Here is a 23,197-nt window from a genome sequence, read left to right on the forward strand (position 1 = left end):
GTTCTCCCTCCTTTTCAGCCGTGCGCGCTCATGTCAAAAACCGTCACAAGGCGCGTCTCATCTTTCTTGATTCGTTTTTCGGCCCATCTGAAGACACATTCAAATAAAAGGGCGGCCGCATAATACAGAACAGAAAGCGAGATATACACTTCTAAAGAATGATTGCTCGATGTAATCAAGGTCTGTCCTCTGCCCGACATATCCATCACCCCGATCGAAAAAGCGAGTGATGTATCTTTTAAGAAACCGATCACCATATTCCCGATGTTGGGAAAGGCCTGCACAAGCGCCTGCGGCAGAATGATGCGCCGGAATGTCTGCCCCCCGTTCAGCCCGATGCTGAACGCCGCCTCCGCCTGCCCGCGGTCGACGCTGTTCACACCTCCCCTGATGATTTCGGCCGCTCTTGCCGCGCTGCTCAGCGCATACGTGGCGATGGCCGCATACAAAGAGTCCATTTTGGAGGTATCAATTCCGGCGAGCGCCGTGAGCGCCGGAATGCCGTAAAATACAATGAACAGCTGCACCATGATAGGCGTTCCTCTGAAAAAAGAGATATACAGCTTCGCAAACTGATTCAAAACGGGAATGCGATAGATGCGGGGCAGCGCCAAAAGCAGCCCCAATAGAAAGCCGAACAGCAAAGACACCGCCAATATATACAGCGTGACGGGCAAATACCCGAGCAATGTCGGCACAAAGGACGCGATCATACTGATATCAAACGCTTTTTCCATTGCCGATCCCTCTCTTTTTCACTTAATATTGCTCCTTTGAATAATCCGCGCCGAGCCACTTTTCACTCAGCTTTTTAAGCGTGCCGTCATCAATGATTTCCTGCAGGGCTTTATCAATGTCATCGCTCAGCGTTTGTTCATTTTTGTTAAACATAAAGAACACTTTGGCATTTGACAGCACCCCGCCGACTGTTTTTTCTTTGATCGCGCTCGTTTTGTTTTGGAAATCGACGGCAAACGGCGTAGAAATCGTCGCATCGGCGCGGCCGGATTTCAGCTGATTGGCCGCATCGTTTGAACCTTGGCCGGCATAAGCGATTTCAAACGGACTGCCGTGTTTTTCATTCCATTTTTTCAGCACAAGCGCGCCGTTTGACGTCGGACTCGTAATGACCCGCTTCCCTTTCAAGTCATCAATGCCGTGAATGTTCCCGTTTTCTTGAAGCACCGTGATTTTCAGCGGGAAGTTGTTATACGCGACTTGATTGAACAGAAATTTTTTCTCCCGTTCGGCGCTTTTCTCCATTTGATGGGCTACGATATCGACTTTATGCTGGCCGAGGCTGACAAGCAGGTTGGAGAAATCCATCGTTTTAAAAGTGAAACGATAGTCCGGCAGGCGCCTGTCAAGCTCTTTCACCAGCTCAACGTCGTAGCCCGTCAATTTGCCTTCATCATCAATAAAGCAAATATTCGGAAATTGAGTTCCCGTGCCGACCGTGATGTTCTTCACGTTTTTCTGATTGCCTGATGCCGCCTCCCCGCCCGCGCCGCAGGCTGATAACGCCGCCGTTGCGGCAATTGTTAATGACATGACCGCCAGTCTTATTTTCATGTGATCGCCCCGTTTTCTGCTTCAGTTATTTCGTGAAACTTGATTTTGAATAATCCGCGCCGAGCCATTTTTCACTCAGCCTTTTCAATGTGCCGTCCTTCTCAAGCTTTTGAATCGCCCGATCCGTATCGTCCGCCAGGGTTTGGCTGTTTTTATTGAACATAAAATACACCTCGGTATCCAGCAGCACATCACCGACCGTTTTTTGTTTGAACGCGTGCGTCTTATTTTGAAAATCGACGGCAAACGGCGTGGATACGGTGGCGTCAGCGCGTCCCGTCTCAATTTGGTTTGCTGTATCATTGCTGCCCTGCCCGGCGTATTTCAAATGTATCGGGCTGCCGTGGGTTTTGTTGTATGCCGTCATATAGTCCGCCGCGTTTGACGTCGCGCCGACGATGACGGTTTTCCCTTTTAAATCCCGGAGCGTGTGTATCGCGTCATTATCCGCCTTCACCGTGATGTACATCGGCGAGTAGTTATACGGGATCTTGTGATACAAAAAGCGTTTCTCCCGTTCCTTATTTTTCGCCATATTGTGCGCGATCACGTCAATTTTCCTGTTTCCGAGACTTGTGAGCAGATTCGAAAAATCCATCGTCTTAAAGACAAATTTGTATTGCGGCAGCTGTTTATCAATGGCTTTCATCACTTCAATGTCATAGCCGGTCAGCTCGCCTTTTTCATCCATAAAAGCAATGTTCGGAAAATCAGTTCCCGTGCCGACAATGACGGTCTGCACGCCGCTCCCCGCTTTTGTGCTTTCTCCTTGCCCGCACCCGGCCAGCACGCCGAGCAGCAGAAGCAGACAGCCGGCTCTGATCCGTTTTTTTATCATTGCGCCCAGCTCGGTGTGCCTAACAGCGACGCGTCAAACCGCTCCGGTATGAGCACCTTTCTCATCATGACTCCGATGTCTCCGTCTTTCTCCTGCTCAAAATACACTTCATACCCCCTCCGTCTGTACATATCTACAAGCCAGGGATGCTTGCGCGCCGAAGTGCCGAGCGTGATGGCCGGGGCCTTCAGCGTATCCCGCAGCACGTGTTCTTCCACATAAGTCAAAAGTTTGCTGCCGATGCCCTGCCCCTTCAGCTCAGGAAGCGTCGCAAACCACCAGACAAACGGATATTTTGACGGAGGCGTGTCACTCTCCCACGGAAAACGGATCGTAATTGTTGAAAGAAGCCGTCCGTCCCGTTCGAGCACGACGGCTGAATGATTTTCAATATTTTCTGTTACCATATCGATGTCGGCCCGCGCCGACGGCCAGTCAATCTCCAAATTGCGGATCGGCTGAAACGCGCTGTACAGCAGCTCTAAAAACTCCGGCGCATCCTTTTTCTCAGCCAATCGAAAAATGTCTTCACTCATTCAAGTCACTCTCCCCGCAAAAATATATAATTCCAATTTGTTTACTAAGCTTTGATTGTTTATACTATAAAGCAAACTGATTTATTTGACTAATCAAAAAAAGTAAAGGAAAGGTTCAAGAAAATTAATGAACAGCCGGGAGGGGATTTCGTTGGAATTACGCACCATTAAAACGTTTCATACCATCGTACAGTCAGGCAGCTTTTATAAGGCCGCCGAAATTCTGAACTACTCACAGCCGACGATTTCAATGCGGATTAAACAGCTGGAACAGGATGTAGGCGCGCAGCTGTTTGAACGGGGAAAGAAGCTGAAACTGACAAGGGCGGGGCGGCTGTTTCATGAGCGGGCCGGGCAGCTTCTCGCGCAATACGAGGTGCTTGACCATACTTTGGCCGACATCAGACAGGGCCAGGCCGGCCTTATTCAGATCGGCATATCCGAACCGACGGCAAGCCTGATCTTCCCTGCCGTACTGCGGGGTTTCTTACATGATTATCCTGACATGTCGGTCAATGTCAGCGTGGATGATGCCAATACATGCAGCCGCAAACTGCTGGAGGGCGCCATTGATTTTGCCGTATGCGGCGAGCCGGAGCTGATTCTGGAAAATTATTTCGATCCGTTTTTCCATGACTCGCTCAATGTCATCGTGTCAGACAGACATCCCCTTGCCGACAAAGCAAGCGTCAATCTCGAGGATTTAGAAAATGAATGCCTGATTTTCACGCCCGCCAATTGCCCGATCCGGATTCAAATTGAACAGCACCTGCAGCGTGCCATCGGGAGCCGCTATCGAAAAATGGAGCTGACCAGCAGCATGGCTCATCAATACTATGTCAGGGAAAATATCGGCGTCTCAATCTTTACGGCGACGGCGCACTCAGAACCGATCGAGGGCACGAAGGTCATTCCGATCAATAACTTAACAATTTCACCACCGGTCGGGCTGTTGACAAACCAAAAAGAAGAGCATTTTGACTGCGCCACAAAAGATTTAATCAGCAGGATCATCGGCCGGTTTCAGCGTGATCCGCATTAAAAAAACCCCCGCTTTACGGGGGTTTTTTTACGTTCATCTTATATAATGCTCCGCACCAAGCCGCCGTCGATCCGCAATGCAGATCCGTTAATGGCAGACGACAGCGGGCTGCTTAAAAAGGCGACAAAGTGGGCGATTTCTTCCGGACGGATCAATCGCTGAATGATCGACGTCGGACGATTTTCCTTCATAAATCGTCTCTCCGCCTCCACCGCGGTCAGGTTTTCACCGGGATAAAGCGACTCGAGCATTGTTTCGACGCCCTCTGTTTTCGTGGAGCCGGGCATGACCGTATTCACCGTCACATTCGTCCCTTCCGTGAGCTCGGCCAGACTGCGTGACAGCGACAGCTGCGTCGTTTTCGTAGCGCTGTAATGGGCCATTTCCTGAGAAGGCATGACGGCCGCTTCACTCGCGATAAAAATCACCCGCCCTTCCTTCCGTTCAATCATCCGCTTTGCATACCGGCGTGTCAGCCTCACGCCGCTCATGATATTCACCTCGAAAAACCGGAGCCACTCTTCGTCAGGAATATCAAAGTATTCCGCAGGTTCAAAGATTCCTAAATTGTTGACGAGAATATCCACATCCGGATACTGCTGAAAAATCGCGCCGCACCCTTCCGCCGTGCCTAAATCAAATGCGGCCGGATAGAGACGGGCATCCGGCGTCTGTTTCTCTAGTTCCCGGATCGTTTCGTTCACCTTTTCTTCACGGCGGCCGTTAATGATCACGGCCGCACCTTCTGCAATCAGCGAAGCCGCAATCGCCTTCCCGATGCCTGACGTAGATCCTGTCACAAGCGCCGTCTTCCCTTTCAACTGCAAATCCATCATCCATTCCTCCCTATCGCAAGTCTCTTCTTATATATGGACAGAAATCGAAAGCCTGAAACCTTCCGTCCCTATTATCGGATAGAAAAATAGATGAGGGGAAGTACGCACTTTTTAGTGCCTGTCCGTTGTCCCGGCTGACGGCTGATCGATTTGAATGACAAATCGATTCCCTAACTCTTCCTGAGCCTCTTGAAGCAGCTCCAAGACATCGTCCGCATCCGAACCCAATGCCTTTTGACTGGCCTCAAAGTTCTTCCACACCAAAGTCAGCGGAAGTTCGATCCAGCCTGTCAGACAATCCCATAAGGCATTCAGATTTTCACCATAATAGTCCGGGAAATCTAATTGATCTTTTAAGATTCGGTGTAATGCTTCTGTGCTTGTAACATCTTTTCCGTCTATGATGACTTTTAACATCAATAACACCTTCCACTATTTTATTTTATGAAATGTTTTATAATGGTCTGTTGTTTTATAGATTAACCCATCATTAGAATAAAGAAGTCCGTCCCTATTATCGGATAGAAAAATAGATGAGAGGAAGTACGCACTTTTTAGTGCCTGTCCGTTGTCCCGGCTGACGGCTGATCGATTTGAATGAAAAATTCACCATCTAATTCTGCCTGAGCCTTTTTTAATATCCTTAATACATCATCAGCATCCGAACCCAATGCCTTTTGACTGGCCTCAAAATTCTTCCACACCAAAGTCAGCGGATATTCTATCCAGCCTGTCAGACAATCCCATAAGGCATTCAGATTTTCACCATAATAGTCCGGGAAATCTAATTGATCTTTTAAGATTCGGTGTAATGCTTCTGTGCTTGTAACATCTTTTTCGTCTATGATGACGATTTCCATTCACTTTCACTCCTTGATTTCGGCATGAAAAAACCGCAGTGCGTCATGTGACGGCACTGCGGTTCCTCTGTTATGTATGGAGACGGTGGGAGTCGAACCCACGTCCAGAAACATCGATTACTTAAGCGTCTACGAGCGTAGCCTGCATATTTCGTGTTTCACTCGTCTTCGTGCCTGCGGGCGGGCCTTCCGAGAGCTAGTCTGTCAGTCTCTTCTTACGTTCTCAGACGGGAACGTAAGCGTAGCCTACTTGGATGTGCTCTTCACGGACACATAGGCAATGTCAGGAAGAGCTCGCTGCGTTTATTAGGCAGCTAGTGCTAAGTTTTGGTTAAAACTTTTAGTTTTGCCAGTTATATTTAGGTGCGTGTTAACGAGATCGCCTCTCGGCTCGCAGCTCAAGCTCGATCCATCCCTGTCGAATCCGTAACGTCCCCTTGTTAAGGGTATACGGGAGATCTATCAAGCTCTTGCTCAACTGGCTGTACTGTTATTATACCATGATCACAGGCAAATTCAATTGGGAATGTCTTCAATAAACAGCCTGTGAATCTGATGTGTGAACAGTATAGCACAGGGCATATCATCACATCAAGGCTCATGCATCAGAAGCCTTTTTGTCTGTCTCTGAACGCTCTTTCGATTTCTCTTTTGGCGTCTTTTCGTTTTAAATCTTCGCGTTTATCGTATGTTTTCTTCCCTTTTCCGAGGCCGATTAACACTTTGGCGAAGCCGTTTTTCAAATACAGCTTCAGCGGCACGAGGGAATAGCCTTTCTCTTTCGTCAGGCCGATCAGCTTATTGATTTCTTTCCGGTGCATCAAAAGCTTTCTCGTCCGGAGCGGGTCGTGGTTATAGCGGTTTCCCTGCTCGTACGGGCTGATGTGCATGTTGTGGAGGAACACTTCGCCGCGCTCGATTTTCGCAAAGGAATCCTTCATGTTTACGCGGCCGGCGCGGATGGACTTAATCTCCGTTCCCTGCAGCACGATGCCTGTTTCATAGGTTTCTTCTATAAAGTAATCATGGTTTGCTTTTTTGTTTTGCGATAATACTTTGCCTGATCCTTTTGGCATGCCTTATCCTCCTCTCTCCGCAAAAACCGTTCATGTGTGCGATACGCTTTATTTTAGCAAATGGAGCGTTCCGCGACAATGAAAATGCGGCTTGCGAAAGAAAGCAAACAGAGCATTTTGCCCCATTTGCTTTTCGCATTTACTTCTTCTTTTTGCGTTTTTGTTTCGGCGCGTTTTGGAAACCGCGTTTTTTCTTTTTCTTCTTCGGTTTTGTAAACCATTCCCCTTTTTCCTCCGATTTCGGCGGTGAAGCCGGGGTATTGCTGTTTAACACGCGTTTCCGCGCCGGTCTGCCGCGTTTTCTGCGGTCGCCTGTCGTTTCTCTCGGACGGCGGGTGCCTTTCATGCCGACAATTTCAAAGTCGATGTTTCTCTCATCTTTATTGACGTCGACGACTTTGACCGTGATTTCGTCTCCGATGCGGTAAACGTTGCCCGTGCGTTCGCCGATCATGGCGAAATGCTGCTCGTCAAAACGGTAATAATCATCCGTCATAAAGCTGACGTGCACAAGCCCTTCAATCGTATTCGGCAGCTCGACAAACATTCCGAAATTCGTGACGGAACTGATCATGCCGTCAAATTCCTCGCCGATTTTATCAAGCATATATTCCGCTTTTTTCAGATCGTCAGTTTCCCGCTCTGCATCAACGGCACGACGTTCCATCGTTGACGTATGATCAGCGATTTCCGGAAGGCGTTCGGCCCACTTTTCTTGAGTCGCTTCGTCCGATTGTCCGTTGATCAAATACGTTCTGATCAGCCTGTGAACGATTAAGTCAGGATAACGGCGGATCGGCGATGTGAAGTGCGTATAAAATTCAGTCGCCAGCCCGAAATGGCCCAGGCTTTGCGGGTCGTATTTCGCCTGCTTCATGGAACGGAGCATGACGGTTGAAATCACCGTTTCTTCCGGACGGTCCCGTACTTCATCAAGAATGCTTTGCAGCGCGCGCGGGTGAATGTCTCCGGCTTTCCCTTTGACGATATAACCGAATGTCGTGACGAACTCCAGAAACTTTTGCAGTTTTTCGGCGTTCGGCTCTTCGTGGATCCGGTAAATAAACGGCACGTTCATCCAATGGAAGTGCTCGGCCACCGTTTCGTTTGCGACAAGCATGAATTCTTCGATCAGCTTTTCCGCTACTGAGCGCTCTCTGATGACGACGTCTTTTACGGCGCCTTCCTTATCGACGAGCACCTTCGCCTCTTTGAAATCAAAATCCACGGCGCCGCGGTCCATCCGTTTCGCCCGGAGAATTTCCGCCAGACGTTCCATGTCTTTAAACATCGGGACGAGCGGCTCATATCTTTCTTTCAGCTCGGCGTCGTCTTCTGTGAGGATCCGGTTGACATCTGAATAGGTCATTCTTTCCGTCGTTTTGATGACGCTTTGGAAGATCTCGTGCTCTGTTACCTGTCCCTGCTGGTTGATTGTCATTTCGCAGGAAAGCGTCAGCCGGTCGACCTTCGGATTTAAAGAACAGATTCCGTTAGACAGTCTGTGCGGAATCATCGGAATGACCCGGTCAACCAAGTACACGCTTGTCCCTCTTTCCAGCGCTTCTTTGTCAATCGGGGAATTCTCCGTGACGTAATGGCTGACGTCGGCAATATGAACGCCGAGCTTGTAGCTGCCGTTATCAAGCTTTGTCACGGTGACGGCGTCATCCAGATCCTTCGCATCCGCGCCGTCAATGGTGACAATGACCTGATCGCGGAGATCACGGCGGTTTTTGATGTCTTTTTCATCGATGGTATCCGGCGTGCTTGTTGCCTGCTCCATCGCTTCAGCCGGAAAGTCCCCCGGCAGGCCGTGCTTATGGATAATTGATAAAATATCGATGCCCGGATCATTTTTATGGCCGAGTATTTCAACGATTTCTCCTTCGGCGTTCATTCTGCCTTCAGGGTAGCTTGTCAGTTTGACGACGACTTTATGGCCTTCCGCAGCGCCGTTATTGGCATGTTTCGGAATAAAAATATCACTCGTGATTTTCTTATCATCCGGGATGACAAAGCCGAAGCTTTTCGTTTCTGTGTATGTGCCCACGACGCGGTCGATGCTTCTTTCCAGGATGCGGATGACCGTGCCTTCCTGTCTCGATCCGCTTGACTGGGAATTGAGCCGCACCATGACGATATCGCCGTTCATGGCCGTATTCAGCTCATTCGGCGGAATAAACACATCGCTTAAAGAGGTATCCTCCGGCAATAGAAACGCGAATCCCTTTGCATGCGCGGAAATTTTTCCTTTTACTAAATTCATTTTTTCCGGAAGCCCGTAGCGGTTGCTTCTGGTGCGGACGATCTGTCCCGTCTCCTCGAGCGCCACCAGCGCTTTTACCAGCTCTTTAAATTCATCTGCTTCCGTGATGTTCAGCATCTCCTCGAGTTCCTGAACGGTAAGGGGCTTGTACGCCTCTTCCTTCATAAACGCGAGAAGACGGTCCATAAACGCTTCTTTTTCCATTATTCGACCTCCTGTTTGTTACCAATCGAGTTTCTCTAAAAATTCGTACACATCCTGATGAACGAGGTCCCGTTCTTTATCGAGCGTGATGACATGGCCTGATTCTTCATACCATTTCAGCTGTTTGTCGTCCGTTTCCACCTCGTTGTAAATGATGTTCGCACTTTCTGTATTGATCATATGGTCATGCCGTGCCTGAACCACAAATGTCGGGGAATAGATCATGTCGACGTTTTTGCGCACATCGGCAATCAGCTCTTGAAGCGATTTGAGCGTATTCATCGGTGTTTTTTCAAACTCCTTCATTTCCTTTTCAATCTGCTCCGGCTGTTTTCCTTCGAATTTTTTATAATTGCGCGCGTAGGAAAGAACTCCTTCGTACATAACCTCTTCACTTTTAATGTGCATCGGCGCACACATAGGAACAATTCCCTTTATGGGTACAGTGTAACCCAATTTCAATGAAAAAACCCCGCCAAGCGACAGTCCGCAGGCCGCAATGTTTTCATAGCCTTCAGACCGTAAATATTCATAACCGTCCATGACGTCTTTCCACCAATCTTCAGGCCCCGTATGTACCAGCTCTTCCGGCGGAACGCCGTGCCCTTTATATTGAGGCGCGTGACAAGTGTAGCCGCGCTCATTCAAGTAGCGGCCGAGCATTCTGACGTCTGCCGTATTTCCCGTAAATCCGTGCAGCAGAAGCACCGCTTTGTCTCCGCCTTTAAATGTAAATGGTTTTGGTGTCACAATTTTCATGCTCATAACCCCTTTTTTGCACATTCAATTTAGTTTTCCACAGTTTTGCGAGAAACAAACGCCGTCTCTCAACAAGAAAAAGGCCTGATATTAAATCAGACCTTATACAAACATTGCCTTATACGATATACGCCAGCGAAATCGTCAACACGAAAAACAAGACTGCCAGCACAACGGTTGTGCGGTGAAGAATCAGATCAAGGCCCCTTGCTTTCTGTTTTCCGAAAAGCTGCTCCGCCCCGCCTGAAATTGCACCCGATAAACCGGCGCTTTTGCTGGTTTGAAGCAATACGACAATAATAAGTGCAATACTGACGATAACCAATAAGGTAATCAATAATGTGTGCATCCCATACACCTCCAGACTGACTGGCCTACATTGCTTCTATTTTACATGAAAAACAAAGGCATGTCACGCCGTATCGGTGCACATCATGTCAGAAAAACGGAAATGCGTTTGAATCTTCCATCATCATTGACTTTTGTCAACAAAGTCGTAGTAAAAAAGATCTTCAAATTTCATGTCAAAGTAATAGAGCATTTTTCCGATGACCAGCTGTCCCGGCCTCCGCTCTCCATTCAGTACACGGCTCAGTGTGGCGGGAGATATTCCGATCTCCAGGGCGAGCTGGTTTAACGAGTAGTCATTATTGACCATATACTGCAGCACATAATCTCTTCTGATCTGTATCTTTTCGACCACTTTCTTCACCTTCCGTTCTGTCAAATACTTTCTTTCTTATACATAAGATACGGCTTTTGTTAACTTTTGTCAATACTTTTCCAGCCTGGCTATTCCCTTTAGTCAATAAACATACTAGAATATAAATAGACCGCGGGAGGGGGAGAGACTGTGGAAAGCTTCGGGAAACAATTGCGGACATTGCGGGAAAAAAGGCATCTGACAGTGAACCAGCTGGCAACGTATTCAGGCGTCAGCGCCGCGGGAATCTCGCGGATTGAAAACGGCAAACGCGGGGTGCCGAAACCTGCAACCATTAAAAAGCTCGCAGATGCGTTAAAAATCCCGTATGAGGAACTGATGCAGACGGCGGGATACATAGAGACCGTCCAGGAAACGAGAGCCCCGTACGACACGGGCTGCACCTTGCTGGAAAAAGCCGAAACGTATGAGCTGCATGATTTATCCCTATTGGAGCGGGAGAACTGGCGGCACCTGTCGAAAGAAGACTTGGTTCTGCTTGATAAATACTTTGCGTTCTTAGCGGCGGAAGCCAAAAAAAGAACAAATGAAGACTCATGACTTTGCACATGTGAGGCGATCTTATTGAACACATTCGGAAAGCAATTAAGAGAGCTGCGCCGCGCCCGGAAGCTTACCGTCAATCAGCTTGCCGTCTATTCCGGCGTCAGCTCGGCGACCATTTCCAGAATTGAAAACGGGCACCGCGGCATTCCTAAACCGGCGACCATCAGAAAATTGGCGGATACATTAAAAATTCCGTACGAGGAGTTAATGGCGCGGGCCGGACACATCAAGGCATTTCAGGAGGAAATCCGCGAAACATCCGAAAGCTATCAATCCATCTGCGCCATCTATCAGACCGCCGTTGACAGAGGCGCGGAGCATCTGCCGCTGTTTGACAGCAAAAAGTGGCAGCACTTCACAAAAGAAGATATTGAAAGCGTCAGCAAATACTTTGATTTTATCGCGGCTGAAGCGAAAAAGCGCTCCCCGGATTCCTCATCCTCTTTTTGATTCCCTCCCAACTTAACGAGCGCCAGACATACGTTCCCTCCGATTTTGCGGTATAATAGCAGAAGACGAGGTGAAAAAGCATGAACCAATCAGAAATGTGCCCCAGATTCGAAAAAGCGGTCGACATCCTAAGTAAACGCTGGGTGGCTCTAATCGTCTTTCAGTTATTGAACGGACAGCAGCGATTTAGCGAAATTGAAGCGGCGCTTCCGAATTTAAGCGGAAGAGTCTTGTCAGAACGTCTGAAAGAACTTGAAACAGAAGGTGTCATCAAACGGGATGTTATCCCCGAAACGCCTGTCCGCATTGAGTATTCATTAACGGAAAAAGGCTGCGCATTAGCCCCTATTTTAGAGGAAATTTCCAAGTGGTCTTCACAATGGATTGATCCTTCCTGATAAACTCTTTTCCGCATAAGCGGCTGATCTCTCAAACGGGCAGCCGTTTTTATTTTTGCCTTTCTCAAAGAAACATGGAAACAGAAAAAACAAGCCCTCATACGTGCAGGGCTTGTTTTTGTCTGACGCCTTCCAGCGGAATTCGAATCTCCGCCCGGGCTCCTCCAGACTCCTGATTTTCAAGTATTAATTCGCCGTGGTGAAGATGTACGACATGATGGGCGAATGTAAGCCCCATGCCGTGATGCCCCGCCGAATGTCTGCTTTTATCCTCCGTGTAAAAAAGCTGTGTCGCTCTTTTCAGCGCTTCCGGCGAGAACCCGCTTCCGCTGTCGGATACGGCAAGATGGAGGGCGGAATCGGTGCACAGGACGTCCACACGGATTTCTCCTCCTTCCGGCGTATAGTCGACGGCATTTGCCGCGATATTCATGACCGCCCTGTGGAGCAGCTCATGATCGATCGGCGCTTCTTTTCGGTCACTTCCCCGTTCGCTGAGGACGAGATCAATCTGCTTCGGCCCCGCAAGCGCCGCCGCGTCACGATATATGTTTTGAATCCACTCTTTGAGGTCAGTATATTCCACATGAACGGCAACTGCCTCCTCCGCTTTGGAAAGCTGGATCAGCTGTCCGACATAATGCTCGATTTTGTTTCCGGCATCCAGAATATACTGCGCATATTCCGCCTGCTCCTCATCAGGCTCTGTTAACTGAAGCAGCTCGGCATTTCCTTTAATGATCGTTGCCGGAATTTTAATATCATGCGCAAGCGCGCCGATCTGTTCTTTCTTTATCCGCTCCGCCTCCCACTGCGCCGCCAGAGATGCTTGAAGCGCGTCTTTCATTTTCAGCAGAGAGTCAATGACATCGTCAAATTCTTTTATACGCGACCTTTTTGGATTGATATTTAAATTCTGTTTTTGAATGCTTGCCGTAATGGAGCTGAGTGTGCTGAAATGCCGTCTCAGCTGATTGGCGAAACGCGTCGTCACGATAAAAACGGTCAAAAGAAGCAAAGTGATCAGAATCGTAAGACCCGTCCATTCATAATTCGGCAGATAGCGCCTTAACAGCGGCGACTGAAATTCCGACCTGAGTGAATATTGGAGAACGCCGTATTCATCTTTCCGATTTATCACCATGAATCCTTTTTGAGCATAATTAAAATACGGCTGATGCTGAATCTTTTTTCTGGCGTTGGCCGCATCTTGTTCCGTCATCGTTCCTTTCGTCATCCGCTTTGTTTTTTTATCAAAAACGGCGTATGTCATACCTGCGGGGATCATATCTTCTGTTATCTTTTCCGCTGATTTCAGGCGGGGTTTGATCTGTTCCGCCTCATGCTCGCTGTAGTTTGCGGGCAGGATCGCTCCGGCATTCATGGCAATGGCATTTAAGGCGACACATAATGCCGCCACCCCCATCGTGCTCAGACACAGCGTGATGGTAAATTTGACAAGCTCTTTGCGGATGCTGGATTTTCCTTTTGCTATTCCCATTTGTATCCGACACCCCACACCGTTTTGATCGGATCAGCCCCGTGTTCTTTACATTTTTTCCGGATGGTTCTGATAAACTCCGTAATGGTTGAATAGAGCGCATCGCCGTCCAAGCCGTACACTTCCTCGTAAATCTGCTCCCGTGAGAATGTTCTGTTTTTATGCTGTGCCAGAAATTCAACGATTTTATATTCGTTTTTCGTAAGAGGCAGTTTCCGGTCATCCATCCACACTTCTTTATTGTCAAAATCAAACATGAAGCCTGATATCAGCCGTTTCGTCTGATGCTTCTCACGCCGTTCCCTTCTGACATGCGCGTTTACCCTTGCCATCAATTCCTGTACGCCGAACGGCTTTGTGATGTAATCATCAGCGCCTGTCATGAGGCCTTTCACAATGGATTCTTCGTCAGACTTTGCCGTTAAAAACAGGATCGGGCTGTCCACCAGCGGCCGAATCCGCCGGCAGAGTTCAATCCCGTCCGTTCCGGGCATCATGACATCGAGAAGAATCAAATCATAGCCTTGAAAAAAATCCAATGACTGATCCTCCGCTTTTTCCAGAATCGTTACTGTATGCTGATCACGCTGTAAAATGTTTCTGATCAGAACGAGAATATCTTTTTCATCATCAATTGCTAAAATGTATGCCACCGGCTGAATCGCTCCTTGCCTTTATTCATATGAACGCCGCCCTTCCCATCTTCTGCACCAAAAGAGGCCGGCCAGACATAATATCACTATAGAAAAATATAACATTATTTCTCCGAATCTCATATCGTATCTTACATAAGGGAGGAACTCTTTTTTGACTTTGTCAAAATGCAGCAGTCCTGCAAGGCCTGAAAGCCGCACGCTCCATCCCCACGGGAAAAAACGCCAGATGATATCGCCAAGTCCCGTATTCATGAGCGCCGCCATTAATAATCCCGCACCCCCTAAAAGTCCGGACGGTCCCATGCCGTACTTTACGCCGACAAAAAAAGACATCATATAAAGCGGAATACTGCCGGCAATCAGCCACGCCCCTCCTTTTAAAAACGTAAGATAGGGGAGATCATTGATGTGAAGAACAAATTTCATCCCCGCCAAATAAAGACAGATGACAAGACCTATCGATAACACATTCAACAGCAGCAATAGAAGCAGCTTGCCCGCAAAACTGACGATTTTCGAATACGGAACCGCCAGCATCATCTGAAAATGGCCCGCCTGTTCCTCGACGGAGGCAGACATGCCGCAGACAATACTGATGATGAAAGGGTATAAAACGGCAATCGCGCTGAAGAAGACGCTGTACAGCACATAAGGCTCCTGAATCCTTCCATACATCATATATAACAGGAAAAATCCCGCGCATACGGCCGGCGCCGCAACATGCATCCATATGAGCGGCGTGCGCTTCATTTTTAATACATCGGCCCACATATATCGTAAAAGCACGGTCATGACCGGTTTCCCCCTTTTGAAAAAGACACTGCGGAAACAAAACTTATCGCGATAAAAGAAAGAATAGAAAGAATAATAGCCGGAATGATCACGTTTCCGTTTAATAAGCCGCTGTCTGCGGGAAGCGGAATTCCGTTCGGATGGATCCCAAGAATCGGTGACATCACCCGGACTGACCAGCTCCATGGGCTCAGCCACCACAATGAACCGGACGCCGGCACAATACCCAAAACAAAAGCGGCGATCATATTCACGAGAATGACTGCCGTAAATCCGAACTGTCTGGCAATCCATAAGCAGAACGGAATTTCCCAAAGCGTCGTCAGCCATAAAAGGGAGCCTGCTTCAACGCCTTTCAGCTGCAGCGCAGCAATTCCCGGAAATACAAGGCCAAGTAAAAACATGATGATGAAAAAAACGATTTGCGACAGGAGTGAATACAGCGCGATCAAGCTTATTTTTGAGAGCCATATGCTTTTTAAATCTGCCGGCAATGAGTACACCGCGCGGTCATTCGCAGATTTTTTCTCTTTTTTAACAGATAAACCGCACATTAGAGCAATCATGAGCGGCATGAAAATAACCGCCCACCAATTGAACGTGCCCGTCATAAAATAAGCCGTATTCAGCAGAAAAGAAAAAGCCGTGTTCAGAAGCGGAATCAGAATGATGAGCTTTCTGATAAATGTTCTTTTAGATGTAAGATGTTCCGCCTGCATGTACTGAATCATTTTCCTGTCCCCGCTTTCTCCCGTGTTGATTTGACTACCTCCAGAAACAACTGCTCCAGATCATCTTCCCGGCTGATTTCTCCCTGATATCCTAAAACGCCGTCACTGATGATCCCGATATGGTCTGCGATCTGCTCGACTTCTGATAACAGATGGCTTGATAAAATAACCGTCATGCCCTGTCCGGGGAGGGAGCGGATAAATTCCCGCAAATCCTGAATTCCCATCGGGTCCAATCCGTTTGTCGGCTCATCAAGAATTAAGAGCGACGGACGGCTTAATAATGCTAACGCAATGCCGAGACGCTGTTTCATTCCCATGGAAAATTGTCCGGCGCGCTTTTTTCCGGTTCCCGTTAATCCCGTGATTTCCAGCACTTCCGCAATTCTTGAATCAGGCAGTCCGAGCATCACGCAGCGGACTTTCAGATTTTCAGCGGCTGTCAGGTTGCTGTAAAGCGGCGGCGCTTCAATCAGGGAACCGATGCTTTTCAAGTCTTCGCGCTTCCATGTATGTCCGTCGAACAGGACCTCGCCGGATGTTTGCTGCAGCATGCCGGTCAATATTTTAAGTGTTGTTGATTTTCCCGCGCCGTTCGGACCGAGCAGGCCGTATATACTGTTGCGTTTTACTGATAGAGACACATCAGCCACTGCCTGTTGTCTGCCGAATGATTTTTGCAGCTGTCTCGTTTCTATGATGTTGCTCATTTGATTACCCCTCTGCTTTGTTATTTGATAAGTAAGACTTTACAGCGCAGTTATCAAAATTTAATCAAGAAATCAAAAAAAGCATCCTTCTCGCGGAAGAATGCTTTTTTTCATGAGGCTGAGCGTACGATCAGCTTTCTTTTTTGTTTTTTCACCGGGCTGAGGGCTCGTTCCAGCCACGCCATCAGCAGGTCTGCGGCTACCGCCATCAGCGCGGTCGGGATGGCGCCCGCCAGAATAATGGCGGTTCCGTTTGTCGCGTTCGACCCTCTGACGATCATATCGCCGAGGCCGCCAGCCCCGACGAAGGTGCCGATCGCCGTGATGCCTATGGCAATGACGAGCGCCGTTCGGAGACCCGCCATAATGACGGAAAGCGCAAGCGGCAGCTCCACCATACGAAGGATTTGGTATTTCGTCATGCCCATCGCTTTTCCCGACTCGAGATAAGCGTGCTCGATATTGATAATGCCCGTGTGCGTATTTCTGAGAATCGGCAGCAGGGAATACAAAAACAAAGCCGTGATGACCGTATTGGCGCCGAGTCCCATGACAAGCATCAGGACGGCGAGCATCGCCAGCGCCGGAACGGTTTGAATCACATTCGCCACAGCAAACACCCAGCCGGAGAGACGCCCGTGCCTTGCTGTCACAATTCCGGCCGGAATGGCGAAAACGGCGGCGAAAACGACGCCGTACGCCGACATGAGAAAGTGCCGCCAGCACTCATACAGAACATAGCTGCCGTTTTGAGCGTAATACGTAAACAGCTCCTTCATCGTGTCCATCCGCACATCTCCTTTCCGTTATTCAAAGTAATGATGTTTTTCTAAATATTCCTTGGCCACGACGGACGGCTCTTTTAATCGGCCGTCAACTTCGTAATTCATTTTCTGCATCATCTTTGTATCAATCGCGCCGATCATTTTATTGATCACGCCCTCCAGTTCGGGATGCTCTTTTAATACTTGATCCGGAACGACGGGTGAACAGTCATACGGAGGAAAGAACTGCTTATCATCCTTCAGCGTTTTCAGTCCGTAAGCGATGATTCTTCCGTCGGTGGAATAAGCGAGCGCGATATCCATCTTTCTGCTTTTCAGCGCGTCGTAAACGAGGCCGATCTGCATCGGATACGTGCCTTCAAATGACATTCCGTATGTGTTCATAAAATCCTGATATCCGTTGCCTCTCAGCTTCATCCAGTAGTTATCTACGCCGAATTTCAGATGAGACGCTTCTTTTTTGACATCGGATACCGATTCTAAATGGTACTTGCGGGCAAGCTGTCCGGAAACGGTAAAGACGTATGTATTATCAAAGCCGTAAGAATCAAACCATTTCATGTCATATCTGCTTTGAAATTCACGCTGAACGAGCCGCAGCGCTTTGTCCGGGTCTTTTTCCGGGTCCATGCGAAGCGTCCCGGTCAGCGCGTCACCTGTATAGCGCGTAGCGGCGATATCAATATCACCGTTGATCAAGGATTGCTGCTGTACGGCGTTGGAACCGAGATTTTTAATAACGGATGTTTTCAACCCGCTGTGATGTTCGATCATCTGTCCGAGCATGCTCGCGATAATTTCTGATTCGGTCATGCTTTGCGCGCCGATTTTAATGGTATCCTCCGATGCGGCGCTCAATCCCGGGAGCGAGCATCCGCCAAGGAGCAGCATGCCGATACAGGCGATTGCGAGCAGCCGTTTTTTGCATCTATTCCCCATGAGAGACCTCCTCCTTATGTAGCATCCTTTATGCTCTTCAGCCCGTCAGGCGTGACTTTCCGTTCTGTCATCCCCAGCATGTAATCGACGGCTGCCGCCAGCACTGTGACCGGAACGGCGCCTGCGATAATATACTCCGGCTGATAAAGGTTCAAGCCGATAAAAATGTAATCTCCCAGCCCGCCTCCGCCGATAAAGGAGGCGAGTGTCGCCCAGCCGATTAAATAAATCGAAGACGTTCTGATGCCCGCCATGATGACCGGAGCGGCAAGCGGGAGCTCTACAAGCCTGATCTGCTCCCATGCCGTCATGCCGATTCCTTTTCCCGATTCCAGAAGATGCCGATTGACGCCGAGAATCCCCGTATACGTGTTTCTGAGAATCGGCAGCATGGAATAGAAAAACAGCGCCGCAACGGCCGGGACCTTTCCTACGCCTAAAAGCGGAATAAAAAACGCAAGAATGGCAAGGCTCGGCAAGGTTTGAATGATGTTGACGATGCCGATGACGGCGCCGGCTCCTCTTTTCATCCTCGTCAGCAGGACGCCGAGCGGAACGGCGGCGAGAATGCCCGCCATGACGGCGATTAATGAGATGTACAGATGCTCCCATGTTTTATAAAGCATCTCTCCTCCATTTGCCTGTAAAAATTGCACGGTCTGATTCATATCAATTGAAGCCTCCTCATGACATCACCGCGAGCTGATTCTCTTCTCCCCAGATGGAGTCATAGACGATGTCAACGAGGCTTGCCCTTGTCACGATTCCCGTTAATCGGCCGGCTTCATCAAGGACCGGCACAAATTTCATGCCTCTTTTTAAAATTTTATGGACGGCGTCGCGGAGCAGAGTGCCGCTTCTGACCGTGTACAGATCCCGTTCAAGCACTTCCGCGACGGTTACCGCCTGTCTTCGATTGCGGTCAATCATCTCCACATCGACATAACCTTGGAGAACGTTCTTTTCATCAATGACGAGCAGCGAATCCACCCGCTCGGCACGCATCAGCTGAATGGCGGCTGACAGTGTTTTCTCAGGTGTTACCGTCACGGGATCGGGATTCATGATCTGCTCCACCCGTTCAATATCAGGGCTGGATGATTGGATCAGCCGTTCCTTGCCGATAAACTCCTCAACAAATTCATTCGCCGGAAATCTGAGAATCTCATCAGGCGTTCCGGCCTGGACGATTTCTCCCGCTTTCAGAATGACGATTCTGTCCGCAAGCTTGATGGCTTCATCCATATCATGGGTAACAAATACGATGGTTTTATGTAAGGTTTTTTGCAGTTTTTTAAATTCTTCCTGAAGGGAATCTCTCGTAATCGGGTCAAGCGCCCCGAACGGTTCATCCATTAAGATGAGCGGCGGCTCTGCGGCAAGTGCCCGTAATACACCTATTCGCTGCTGCTGTCCTCCGCTCAGTTCATGAGGGTAACGGTCTAAATATTCAGGCCCCATATCAACGAGCTTTAAAAGCTCCCGCGCCCGTTCCTTCCGTTTTTCGGCAGGATGCTTTAAAAGCTTCGGAACGAGCGTAATGTTCTGCTGAATGGTCATATGCGGAAACAGCCCGATCTGCTGGATGACATAGCCGATGCTTCTTCTGAGTTCCACCGGGTCTTGTTCCATAATGTTTCGGCCTTCTATCAGGATTCTGCCTTCTGTCGGTTCAATTAAGCGGTTGATCATTTTCATCGTCGTCGTTTTGCCGCAGCCGCTCGGTCCGATAAAACAAATAAATTCGCCTTTGGCGATATTCAGGTTGATGCTGTTGACGGCTTTTTTCCCGCCTTTATACATTTTCGAGACATTTTCTAATGTCAGCAAACACTCACACCTCCATGATTAAGTTTATTCAATTCGTTAAATTCAAATTTAACTTTTCAGACAATTGAACGTTTCCCATTATAAATTAAACTTTGTAAATTAAAAAGTTTACAATTTGTCCATATTATATATAAAGGTTGTGTAAGCACTGATTAACCCGTATTGACCGGCAAAGTTCTTCTTATTGCTCCGGATTACTGCCAAATTCTCTCGGAAGAGCATTTCCGCCGGTTTAAAAATGTGGTATATTGACATCGGAATTGCTGACTGAAAGGATTGAAACTGTTGGAGAAAGATCCGTTACACGTAATCGAACAAGCTGAAGATCATTTGATAGAACGAATCGCTGAAAATATGCATACATTCGGAATGCCCGCGACGGTGGGGCGCATTTTAGGCATTATTTATATGAACCGCAAGCCGATGACCTTAACTGAATTATCAGAAGCGACCGGCATGAGCAAGACGAGAATGAGCCAGGCGGTCCGTGAAATGCTTGACGTCAATCTGGCGGAAAAAGTGTTTGAAAAAGGCGTCCGCAAAGATTTATACGACGTCGAGCAGGATTATTACCAAACCTTTATTACGCTGTTTACGGCCACATGGAGCAAGGTCGTCAGCAAAAATAAAATGATGCATAAAAAGCTGAACCGCGAACTGACAGCCGTCCTTGAAAACGGCGTGCCGGAAGAAGCTGAGGAAAAAATCAACGAACTGCTGAAAGAATTAAAGGATTGGCTTGATTACTACAACTGGATCAGCCGCCTGATCGAGTTTTTTGAAAGCGAAGAAATTTTCAAGCATGTTCCGAAGCCATAAGAAAAAAACGCCCTGACCCGCAAGGCGTTTTTTTCATGCCGCATTCGGCGCTTTGGTTCGTTTTTTCTTTCTCACCGGACTCAGCGCCCGCTCCAGCCATGCCATCACAAGATCTGCGATAACGGCCATCAGCGCTGTCGGAATGGCGCCGGCCAAAATAATCGCGGTTCCGTTCGTGGCGTTTGAGCCCCTGACAATGATGTCACCGAGTCCGCCCGCGCCGACAAACGTACCGATTGCCGTAATGCCGATCGCGATGACGAGCGCCGTCCGCAGCCCCGCCATGATGACGGAAAGCGCAAGCGGCAGCTCCACCATGCGGAGCACCTGAAATTTGGTCATGCCCATCGCTTTTCCCGATTCAAGATAAGCGTGTTCAATGCTGGCGATTCCCGTGTACGTATTCCGGATGATCGGAAGAAGCGAATATAAAAACAGCGACAATATCACCGTATTGGCGCCGAGCCCCATGACGAGCATCAGCACCGCAAGCATCGCAAGCGCCGGCACGGTCTGAATCACGTTTGTCACCGCGAATACCCAGCCGCTTAATGTTCTGTACCTGGCAATGAAGATGCCGAGCGGAACCCCGACGATCGCCGCAAATAAAACGCCGTATACCGACATGAGAAAATGGCGGTAAAACTCCTGAAGCACATAGGCGCCGTTTTGAGAATAATAAGTGCCGAGCTGCTGCAGCACTTCCATTTGCCCCACCTCATTTCTTATTCAAAATAATGATGTTTCTCCAAAAATTCTTTAGCGACGACGGACGGTTCTTTCAGCTTGCCGTCCACCTCGTAATTCAATCCCTGCATCGTTTCCGTATCAATTTTGCCGATCAGTTTATTCACAATGCCCTTCAGTTCAGGATGCTGCTTCAGCACGCTGTCGGGAATGACCGGCGAACAGTCATACGGCGGGAAAAACTGCTTGTCGTCTTTTAAAATTTTCAGATCGTACGCTTTGATCCGTCCGTCCGTTGAATAGGCGAGGACGGCATCCATTTTCCCGTTTTTCACGGCATCGTATACAAGTCCGATCTGCATCGGATAGGTTGTGCCGAATTCAAAGCCGTACGTGTCGATAAAGCCTTTATAGCCGTCACCTTTTCTTTTCAGCCACGCATTGTCTACACCGAGCTTAAATTGATCCGCATGCTTCTTAATATCGGACACTTTGTCTAAATGATCTTTTTCCGCAAGCTCTTTCGTGACGGTAAAAGCGTATGTGTTCTCAAATCCGTAAGAATCAAACCATTTGTAATGGAAGCGTTTCTCAAATTCCTTCTGGACGATGGCTAATGCTTTTTTCGGGTCTTTTTCCGCTTCCATGCCGAGGGTGCTCGTTAAATCCGTTCCCGAGTAGCGCGTCGCGGCGATATCGATTTCACCGCCGAGCATCGCCTGCTGCTGGACATAGTTCGATCCGAGGTTTTTAATTAATGCCGTATTCAAGTCTGTATTGTGTTCAATCATCTGTGCGATCATATTGGCGATAATTTCTGATTCCGTCATGCTTTGCGCCCCGATTTTGATCGTATCATCGGAAGCCCCGCTCAGGCCGGGAAGGGAACAGCCGCCTAGAAGCAGAGCAGCCGACAGCGCCAGTGCGCACATCCATCTCTTTTGATTTCTTTTCAAAACAGCCAACTCCTTATGATACTTCCTTCAGTCCTTTCAGCCCTTTCGGCGTCACCTTCCGTTCCGTCGCCGCCAGCAGATAATCAATGATAATGGCTAAAATGGTGACGGGCACGGCGCCGCCGATAATATATTCAGGCTGATAGAGATTCAGGCCGATAAAAATATAGTCTCCGAGCCCGCCGCCCCCGATAAAGGAAGCAAGCGTCGCCCAGCCGATCAGATAAATGGTGGATGTGCGGATGCCTGCCATGATCACCGGAACCGCAAGCGGCAGTTCCACAAGCCTGATCTGCTCCCAGACCGTCATCCCGATGCCTTTTCCCGATTCCAGCAGATTTTTGTTTACGCCTTGAATGCCTGTATACGTGTTCCGGAGAATCGGCAGCACCGAATAGAAAAACAGCGCGACGATCGCGGGCACCTTTCCCACGCCTAACAGCGGGATAAAAAATGCCAGTATCGCGAGACTCGGCAAGGTCTGCACAATGTTGACGGCGCCGATGACGGCGCCTGCGCCCTTTTTCATTCTCGTCAGCGCCACTCCGAGCGGAACGGCGACGACAATGCCTAATATGACGGCGATGATCGAAATGTATAAATGCTCCCACGTTTTATATAACAGTTCTCCGCCGTTCGTCTGCAAAAACTTGATCATTTCATTCATTGTAAGCGTTCCTC

At 48.6% G+C, this 23,197-nt stretch carries 29 protein-coding genes and 1 other RNA gene; 5 read left to right on the forward strand and 25 right to left on the reverse strand.

Going from position 1 to position 23,197, the window contains the following annotated elements; all coding sequences use genetic code 11:
- Nucleotides 1-14 precede the first annotated feature (14 nt).
- The 4 genes from U2H13_RS16235 to U2H13_RS16250 are packed head-to-tail and all read right to left on the reverse strand — an operon-like array spanning nucleotide 15 to nucleotide 2,946.
- Nucleotides 15-737 (reverse strand): amino acid ABC transporter permease, encoded by a 723-nt coding sequence (locus U2H13_RS16235; protein ID WP_376700537.1) that lies wholly within the window; start codon nucleotides 735-737, stop codon nucleotides 15-17.
- Between the two features lie 22 nt (nucleotides 738-759).
- Nucleotides 760-1,572 (reverse strand): amino acid ABC transporter substrate-binding protein, encoded by an 813-nt coding sequence (locus U2H13_RS16240; RefSeq protein WP_014418888.1) that lies wholly within the window; start codon nucleotides 1,570-1,572, stop codon nucleotides 760-762.
- Nucleotides 1,573-1,597: 25 nt separating this feature from the next.
- Nucleotides 1,598-2,410 (reverse strand): amino acid ABC transporter substrate-binding protein, encoded by an 813-nt coding sequence (locus U2H13_RS16245; RefSeq protein WP_014418889.1) that lies wholly within the window; start codon nucleotides 2,408-2,410, stop codon nucleotides 1,598-1,600.
- Nucleotides 2,407-2,946 carry a GNAT family N-acetyltransferase gene (locus U2H13_RS16250; protein ID WP_003151702.1) on the reverse strand — a complete coding sequence of 180 codons (540 nt, stop codon included), beginning with the start codon at nucleotides 2,944-2,946 and terminating at the stop codon, nucleotides 2,407-2,409. The genes U2H13_RS16245 and U2H13_RS16250 overlap by 4 nt, the downstream gene beginning before the upstream one ends.
- A 151-nt stretch (nucleotides 2,947-3,097) precedes the next feature.
- Between U2H13_RS16250 and U2H13_RS16255 the strand changes: the two genes are divergently transcribed.
- Nucleotides 3,098-3,988, forward strand: coding sequence for a LysR family transcriptional regulator (locus tag U2H13_RS16255; RefSeq protein WP_017418907.1), 891 nt, complete (start codon nucleotides 3,098-3,100; stop codon nucleotides 3,986-3,988).
- A gap of 38 nt (nucleotides 3,989-4,026) precedes the next feature.
- On the opposite strand, the gene U2H13_RS16260 is transcribed toward U2H13_RS16255, so the two are convergent.
- From U2H13_RS16260 to U2H13_RS16300, 9 genes are all read right to left on the reverse strand, one after another.
- A complete protein-coding gene (locus U2H13_RS16260; protein WP_014721805.1) occupies nucleotides 4,027-4,821 on the reverse strand; it encodes an SDR family NAD(P)-dependent oxidoreductase in 795 nt (264 codons plus the stop codon).
- A 114-nt stretch (nucleotides 4,822-4,935) separates the two neighbouring features.
- Nucleotides 4,936-5,241 carry a barstar family protein gene (locus tag U2H13_RS16265; protein WP_014418892.1) on the reverse strand — a complete coding sequence of 102 codons (306 nt, stop codon included), beginning with the start codon at nucleotides 5,239-5,241 and terminating at the stop codon, nucleotides 4,936-4,938.
- A gap of 137 nt (nucleotides 5,242-5,378) precedes the next feature.
- Entirely contained in the window at nucleotides 5,379-5,684 is a 306-nt protein-coding gene (locus tag U2H13_RS16270; protein WP_014418893.1) for a barstar family protein, read from the reverse strand.
- A gap of 74 nt (nucleotides 5,685-5,758) precedes the next feature.
- Nucleotides 5,759-6,121, reverse strand: a transfer-messenger RNA (tmRNA) gene (gene ssrA / locus U2H13_RS16275).
- Between the two features lie 168 nt (nucleotides 6,122-6,289).
- Nucleotides 6,290-6,760, reverse strand: a complete 471-nt coding sequence (gene smpB / locus U2H13_RS16280) for an SsrA-binding protein (protein WP_003151688.1) — start codon at nucleotides 6,758-6,760, stop codon at nucleotides 6,290-6,292.
- Between the two features lie 139 nt (nucleotides 6,761-6,899).
- Nucleotides 6,900-9,233 carry a ribonuclease R gene (gene rnr, locus U2H13_RS16285; protein WP_095270623.1) on the reverse strand — a complete coding sequence of 778 codons (2,334 nt, stop codon included), beginning with the start codon at nucleotides 9,231-9,233 and terminating at the stop codon, nucleotides 6,900-6,902.
- An 18-nt stretch (nucleotides 9,234-9,251) separates the two neighbouring features.
- The gene (locus tag U2H13_RS16290; RefSeq protein ID WP_007409986.1) at nucleotides 9,252-9,992 is read right to left on the reverse strand and encodes a carboxylesterase; all 741 of its coding nucleotides are present in this window, start codon (nucleotides 9,990-9,992) and stop codon (nucleotides 9,252-9,254) included.
- Between the two features lie 118 nt (nucleotides 9,993-10,110).
- Nucleotides 10,111-10,341 carry a preprotein translocase subunit SecG gene (gene secG, locus U2H13_RS16295; protein WP_003151681.1) on the reverse strand — a complete coding sequence of 77 codons (231 nt, stop codon included), beginning with the start codon at nucleotides 10,339-10,341 and terminating at the stop codon, nucleotides 10,111-10,113.
- Nucleotides 10,342-10,464: 123 nt separating this feature from the next.
- Nucleotides 10,465-10,650 carry a helix-turn-helix transcriptional regulator gene (locus tag U2H13_RS16300; RefSeq protein WP_087920807.1) on the reverse strand — a complete coding sequence of 62 codons (186 nt, stop codon included), beginning with the start codon at nucleotides 10,648-10,650 and terminating at the stop codon, nucleotides 10,465-10,467.
- A gap of 195 nt (nucleotides 10,651-10,845) precedes the next feature.
- Between U2H13_RS16300 and U2H13_RS16305 the strand changes: the two genes are divergently transcribed.
- From U2H13_RS16305 to U2H13_RS16315, 3 genes are all read left to right on the forward strand, one after another.
- Nucleotides 10,846-11,256 carry a helix-turn-helix domain-containing protein gene (locus U2H13_RS16305; protein WP_014418895.1) on the forward strand — a complete coding sequence of 137 codons (411 nt, stop codon included), beginning with the start codon at nucleotides 10,846-10,848 and terminating at the stop codon, nucleotides 11,254-11,256.
- 24 nt (nucleotides 11,257-11,280) lie between these two features.
- Complete coding sequence (locus U2H13_RS16310) at nucleotides 11,281-11,712, forward strand: helix-turn-helix domain-containing protein (protein WP_003151674.1); 432 nt, start codon at nucleotides 11,281-11,283, stop codon at nucleotides 11,710-11,712.
- A gap of 80 nt (nucleotides 11,713-11,792) precedes the next feature.
- Nucleotides 11,793-12,110, forward strand: a complete 318-nt coding sequence (locus tag U2H13_RS16315; protein WP_007613812.1) for a winged helix-turn-helix transcriptional regulator — start codon at nucleotides 11,793-11,795, stop codon at nucleotides 12,108-12,110.
- A gap of 97 nt (nucleotides 12,111-12,207) precedes the next feature.
- Here U2H13_RS16315 and U2H13_RS16320 read toward each other — a convergent pair whose 3' ends face one another.
- The 9 genes from U2H13_RS16320 to U2H13_RS16360 form a co-directional block, all read right to left on the reverse strand.
- A complete protein-coding gene (locus U2H13_RS16320) occupies nucleotides 12,208-13,611 on the reverse strand; it encodes a HAMP domain-containing sensor histidine kinase (RefSeq protein WP_014418896.1) in 1,404 nt (467 codons plus the stop codon).
- Entirely contained in the window at nucleotides 13,602-14,264 is a 663-nt protein-coding gene (locus U2H13_RS16325) for a response regulator transcription factor (protein WP_280144632.1), read from the reverse strand. The genes U2H13_RS16320 and U2H13_RS16325 overlap by 10 nt, the downstream gene beginning before the upstream one ends.
- 21 nt (nucleotides 14,265-14,285) lie before the next feature.
- The gene (locus U2H13_RS16330; protein ID WP_022553800.1) at nucleotides 14,286-15,059 is read right to left on the reverse strand and encodes a lantibiotic immunity ABC transporter MutG family permease subunit; all 774 of its coding nucleotides are present in this window, start codon (nucleotides 15,057-15,059) and stop codon (nucleotides 14,286-14,288) included.
- Nucleotides 15,056-15,790, reverse strand: a complete 735-nt coding sequence (locus tag U2H13_RS16335) for a lantibiotic immunity ABC transporter MutE/EpiE family permease subunit (protein ID WP_022553801.1) — start codon at nucleotides 15,788-15,790, stop codon at nucleotides 15,056-15,058. Before U2H13_RS16335 ends, U2H13_RS16330 begins: the two co-directional genes overlap by 4 nt.
- On the reverse strand, nucleotides 15,787-16,500 hold the full coding sequence (locus U2H13_RS16340) for a lantibiotic protection ABC transporter ATP-binding protein (protein ID WP_022553802.1): 714 nt from the start codon (nucleotides 16,498-16,500) through the stop codon (nucleotides 15,787-15,789). Before U2H13_RS16340 ends, U2H13_RS16335 begins: the two co-directional genes overlap by 4 nt.
- 110 nt (nucleotides 16,501-16,610) lie before the next feature.
- Complete coding sequence (locus tag U2H13_RS16345) at nucleotides 16,611-17,288, reverse strand: ABC transporter permease (RefSeq protein WP_021494139.1); 678 nt, start codon at nucleotides 17,286-17,288, stop codon at nucleotides 16,611-16,613.
- Nucleotides 17,289-17,306: 18 nt separating this feature from the next.
- Nucleotides 17,307-18,224 (reverse strand): osmoprotectant ABC transporter substrate-binding protein, encoded by a 918-nt coding sequence (locus tag U2H13_RS16350; RefSeq protein ID WP_088056413.1) that lies wholly within the window; start codon nucleotides 18,222-18,224, stop codon nucleotides 17,307-17,309.
- A gap of 14 nt (nucleotides 18,225-18,238) precedes the next feature.
- The gene (locus U2H13_RS16355) at nucleotides 18,239-18,892 is read right to left on the reverse strand and encodes an ABC transporter permease (protein ID WP_053285146.1); all 654 of its coding nucleotides are present in this window, start codon (nucleotides 18,890-18,892) and stop codon (nucleotides 18,239-18,241) included.
- Between the two features lie 16 nt (nucleotides 18,893-18,908).
- Nucleotides 18,909-20,054, reverse strand: coding sequence for a betaine/proline/choline family ABC transporter ATP-binding protein (locus U2H13_RS16360; protein ID WP_029973568.1), 1,146 nt, complete (start codon nucleotides 20,052-20,054; stop codon nucleotides 18,909-18,911).
- A 285-nt stretch (nucleotides 20,055-20,339) separates the two neighbouring features.
- Between U2H13_RS16360 and U2H13_RS16365 the strand changes: the two genes are divergently transcribed.
- Nucleotides 20,340-20,873: a GbsR/MarR family transcriptional regulator gene (locus U2H13_RS16365; RefSeq protein ID WP_003151660.1), complete on the forward strand. Its 534-nt coding sequence runs from the start codon at nucleotides 20,340-20,342 to the stop codon at nucleotides 20,871-20,873.
- Between the two features lie 33 nt (nucleotides 20,874-20,906).
- Here U2H13_RS16365 and opuCD read toward each other — a convergent pair whose 3' ends face one another.
- The 3 genes from opuCD to U2H13_RS16380 are packed head-to-tail and all read right to left on the reverse strand — an operon-like array spanning nucleotide 20,907 to nucleotide 23,183.
- Entirely contained in the window at nucleotides 20,907-21,581 is a 675-nt protein-coding gene (gene opuCD, locus U2H13_RS16370) for a glycine betaine/carnitine/choline/choline sulfate ABC transporter permease OpuCD (protein ID WP_003151658.1), read from the reverse strand.
- Nucleotides 21,582-21,598: 17 nt separating this feature from the next.
- Nucleotides 21,599-22,492, reverse strand: coding sequence for an osmoprotectant ABC transporter substrate-binding lipoprotein OpuCC (gene opuCC, locus U2H13_RS16375; protein ID WP_094296336.1), 894 nt, complete (start codon nucleotides 22,490-22,492; stop codon nucleotides 21,599-21,601).
- Between the two features lie 37 nt (nucleotides 22,493-22,529).
- Nucleotides 22,530-23,183 (reverse strand): ABC transporter permease, encoded by a 654-nt coding sequence (locus U2H13_RS16380; protein ID WP_003151654.1) that lies wholly within the window; start codon nucleotides 23,181-23,183, stop codon nucleotides 22,530-22,532.
- Nucleotides 23,184-23,197: the final 14 nt, after the last annotated feature.

The organism is Bacillus sp. A1, assembly GCF_042296235.1.
Classification (GTDB): Bacteria; Bacillota; Bacilli; order Bacillales; family Bacillaceae; genus Bacillus; species Bacillus velezensis.

Excerpts from the sequence above, each read along its gene's own strand:
- U2H13_RS16235 (WP_376700537.1), bottom strand. The coding sequence starts at position 737 with ATGGAAAAAGCGTTTGATATCAGTATGATCGCGTCCTTTGTGCCGACA.
- U2H13_RS16240 (WP_014418888.1), bottom strand. The coding sequence starts at position 1,572 with ATGAAAATAAGACTGGCGGTCATGTCATTAACAATTGCCGCAACGGCG.
- U2H13_RS16245 (WP_014418889.1), bottom strand. The coding sequence starts at position 2,410 with ATGATAAAAAAACGGATCAGAGCCGGCTGTCTGCTTCTGCTGCTCGGC.
- U2H13_RS16250 (WP_003151702.1), bottom strand. The coding sequence starts at position 2,946 with ATGAGTGAAGACATTTTTCGATTGGCTGAGAAAAAGGATGCGCCGGAG.
- U2H13_RS16260 (WP_014721805.1), bottom strand. The coding sequence starts at position 4,821 with ATGGATTTGCAGTTGAAAGGGAAGACGGCGCTTGTGACAGGATCTACG.
- U2H13_RS16265 (WP_014418892.1), bottom strand. The coding sequence starts at position 5,241 with ATGTTAAAAGTCATCATAGACGGAAAAGATGTTACAAGCACAGAAGCA.
- U2H13_RS16270 (WP_014418893.1), bottom strand. The coding sequence starts at position 5,684 with ATGGAAATCGTCATCATAGACGAAAAAGATGTTACAAGCACAGAAGCA.
- smpB (WP_003151688.1), bottom strand. The coding sequence starts at position 6,760 with ATGCCAAAAGGATCAGGCAAAGTATTATCGCAAAACAAAAAAGCAAAC.
- rnr (WP_095270623.1), bottom strand. The coding sequence starts at position 9,233 with ATGGAAAAAGAAGCGTTTATGGACCGTCTTCTCGCGTTTATGAAGGAA.
- U2H13_RS16290 (WP_007409986.1), bottom strand. The coding sequence starts at position 9,992 with ATGAAAATTGTGACACCAAAACCATTTACATTTAAAGGCGGAGACAAA.
- secG (WP_003151681.1), bottom strand. The coding sequence starts at position 10,341 with ATGCACACATTATTGATTACCTTATTGGTTATCGTCAGTATTGCACTT.
- U2H13_RS16300 (WP_087920807.1), bottom strand. The coding sequence starts at position 10,650 with ATGGTCAATAATGACTACTCGTTAAACCAGCTCGCCCTGGAGATCGGA.
- U2H13_RS16315 (WP_007613812.1), top strand. The coding sequence starts at position 11,793 with ATGAACCAATCAGAAATGTGCCCCAGATTCGAAAAAGCGGTCGACATC.
- U2H13_RS16320 (WP_014418896.1), bottom strand. The coding sequence starts at position 13,611 with ATGGGAATAGCAAAAGGAAAATCCAGCATCCGCAAAGAGCTTGTCAAA.
- U2H13_RS16330 (WP_022553800.1), bottom strand. The coding sequence starts at position 15,059 with ATGACCGTGCTTTTACGATATATGTGGGCCGATGTATTAAAAATGAAG.
- U2H13_RS16335 (WP_022553801.1), bottom strand. The coding sequence starts at position 15,790 with ATGATTCAGTACATGCAGGCGGAACATCTTACATCTAAAAGAACATTT.
- U2H13_RS16340 (WP_022553802.1), bottom strand. The coding sequence starts at position 16,500 with ATGAGCAACATCATAGAAACGAGACAGCTGCAAAAATCATTCGGCAGA.
- U2H13_RS16345 (WP_021494139.1), bottom strand. The coding sequence starts at position 17,288 with ATGGACACGATGAAGGAGCTGTTTACGTATTACGCTCAAAACGGCAGC.
- U2H13_RS16350 (WP_088056413.1), bottom strand. The coding sequence starts at position 18,224 with ATGGGGAATAGATGCAAAAAACGGCTGCTCGCAATCGCCTGTATCGGC.
- U2H13_RS16355 (WP_053285146.1), bottom strand. The coding sequence starts at position 18,892 with ATGAATCAGACCGTGCAATTTTTACAGGCAAATGGAGGAGAGATGCTT.
- opuCD (WP_003151658.1), bottom strand. The coding sequence starts at position 21,581 with ATGGAAGTGCTGCAGCAGCTCGGCACTTATTATTCTCAAAACGGCGCC.
- opuCC (WP_094296336.1), bottom strand. The coding sequence starts at position 22,492 with ATGTGCGCACTGGCGCTGTCGGCTGCTCTGCTTCTAGGCGGCTGTTCC.
- U2H13_RS16380 (WP_003151654.1), bottom strand. The coding sequence starts at position 23,183 with ATGAATGAAATGATCAAGTTTTTGCAGACGAACGGCGGAGAACTGTTA.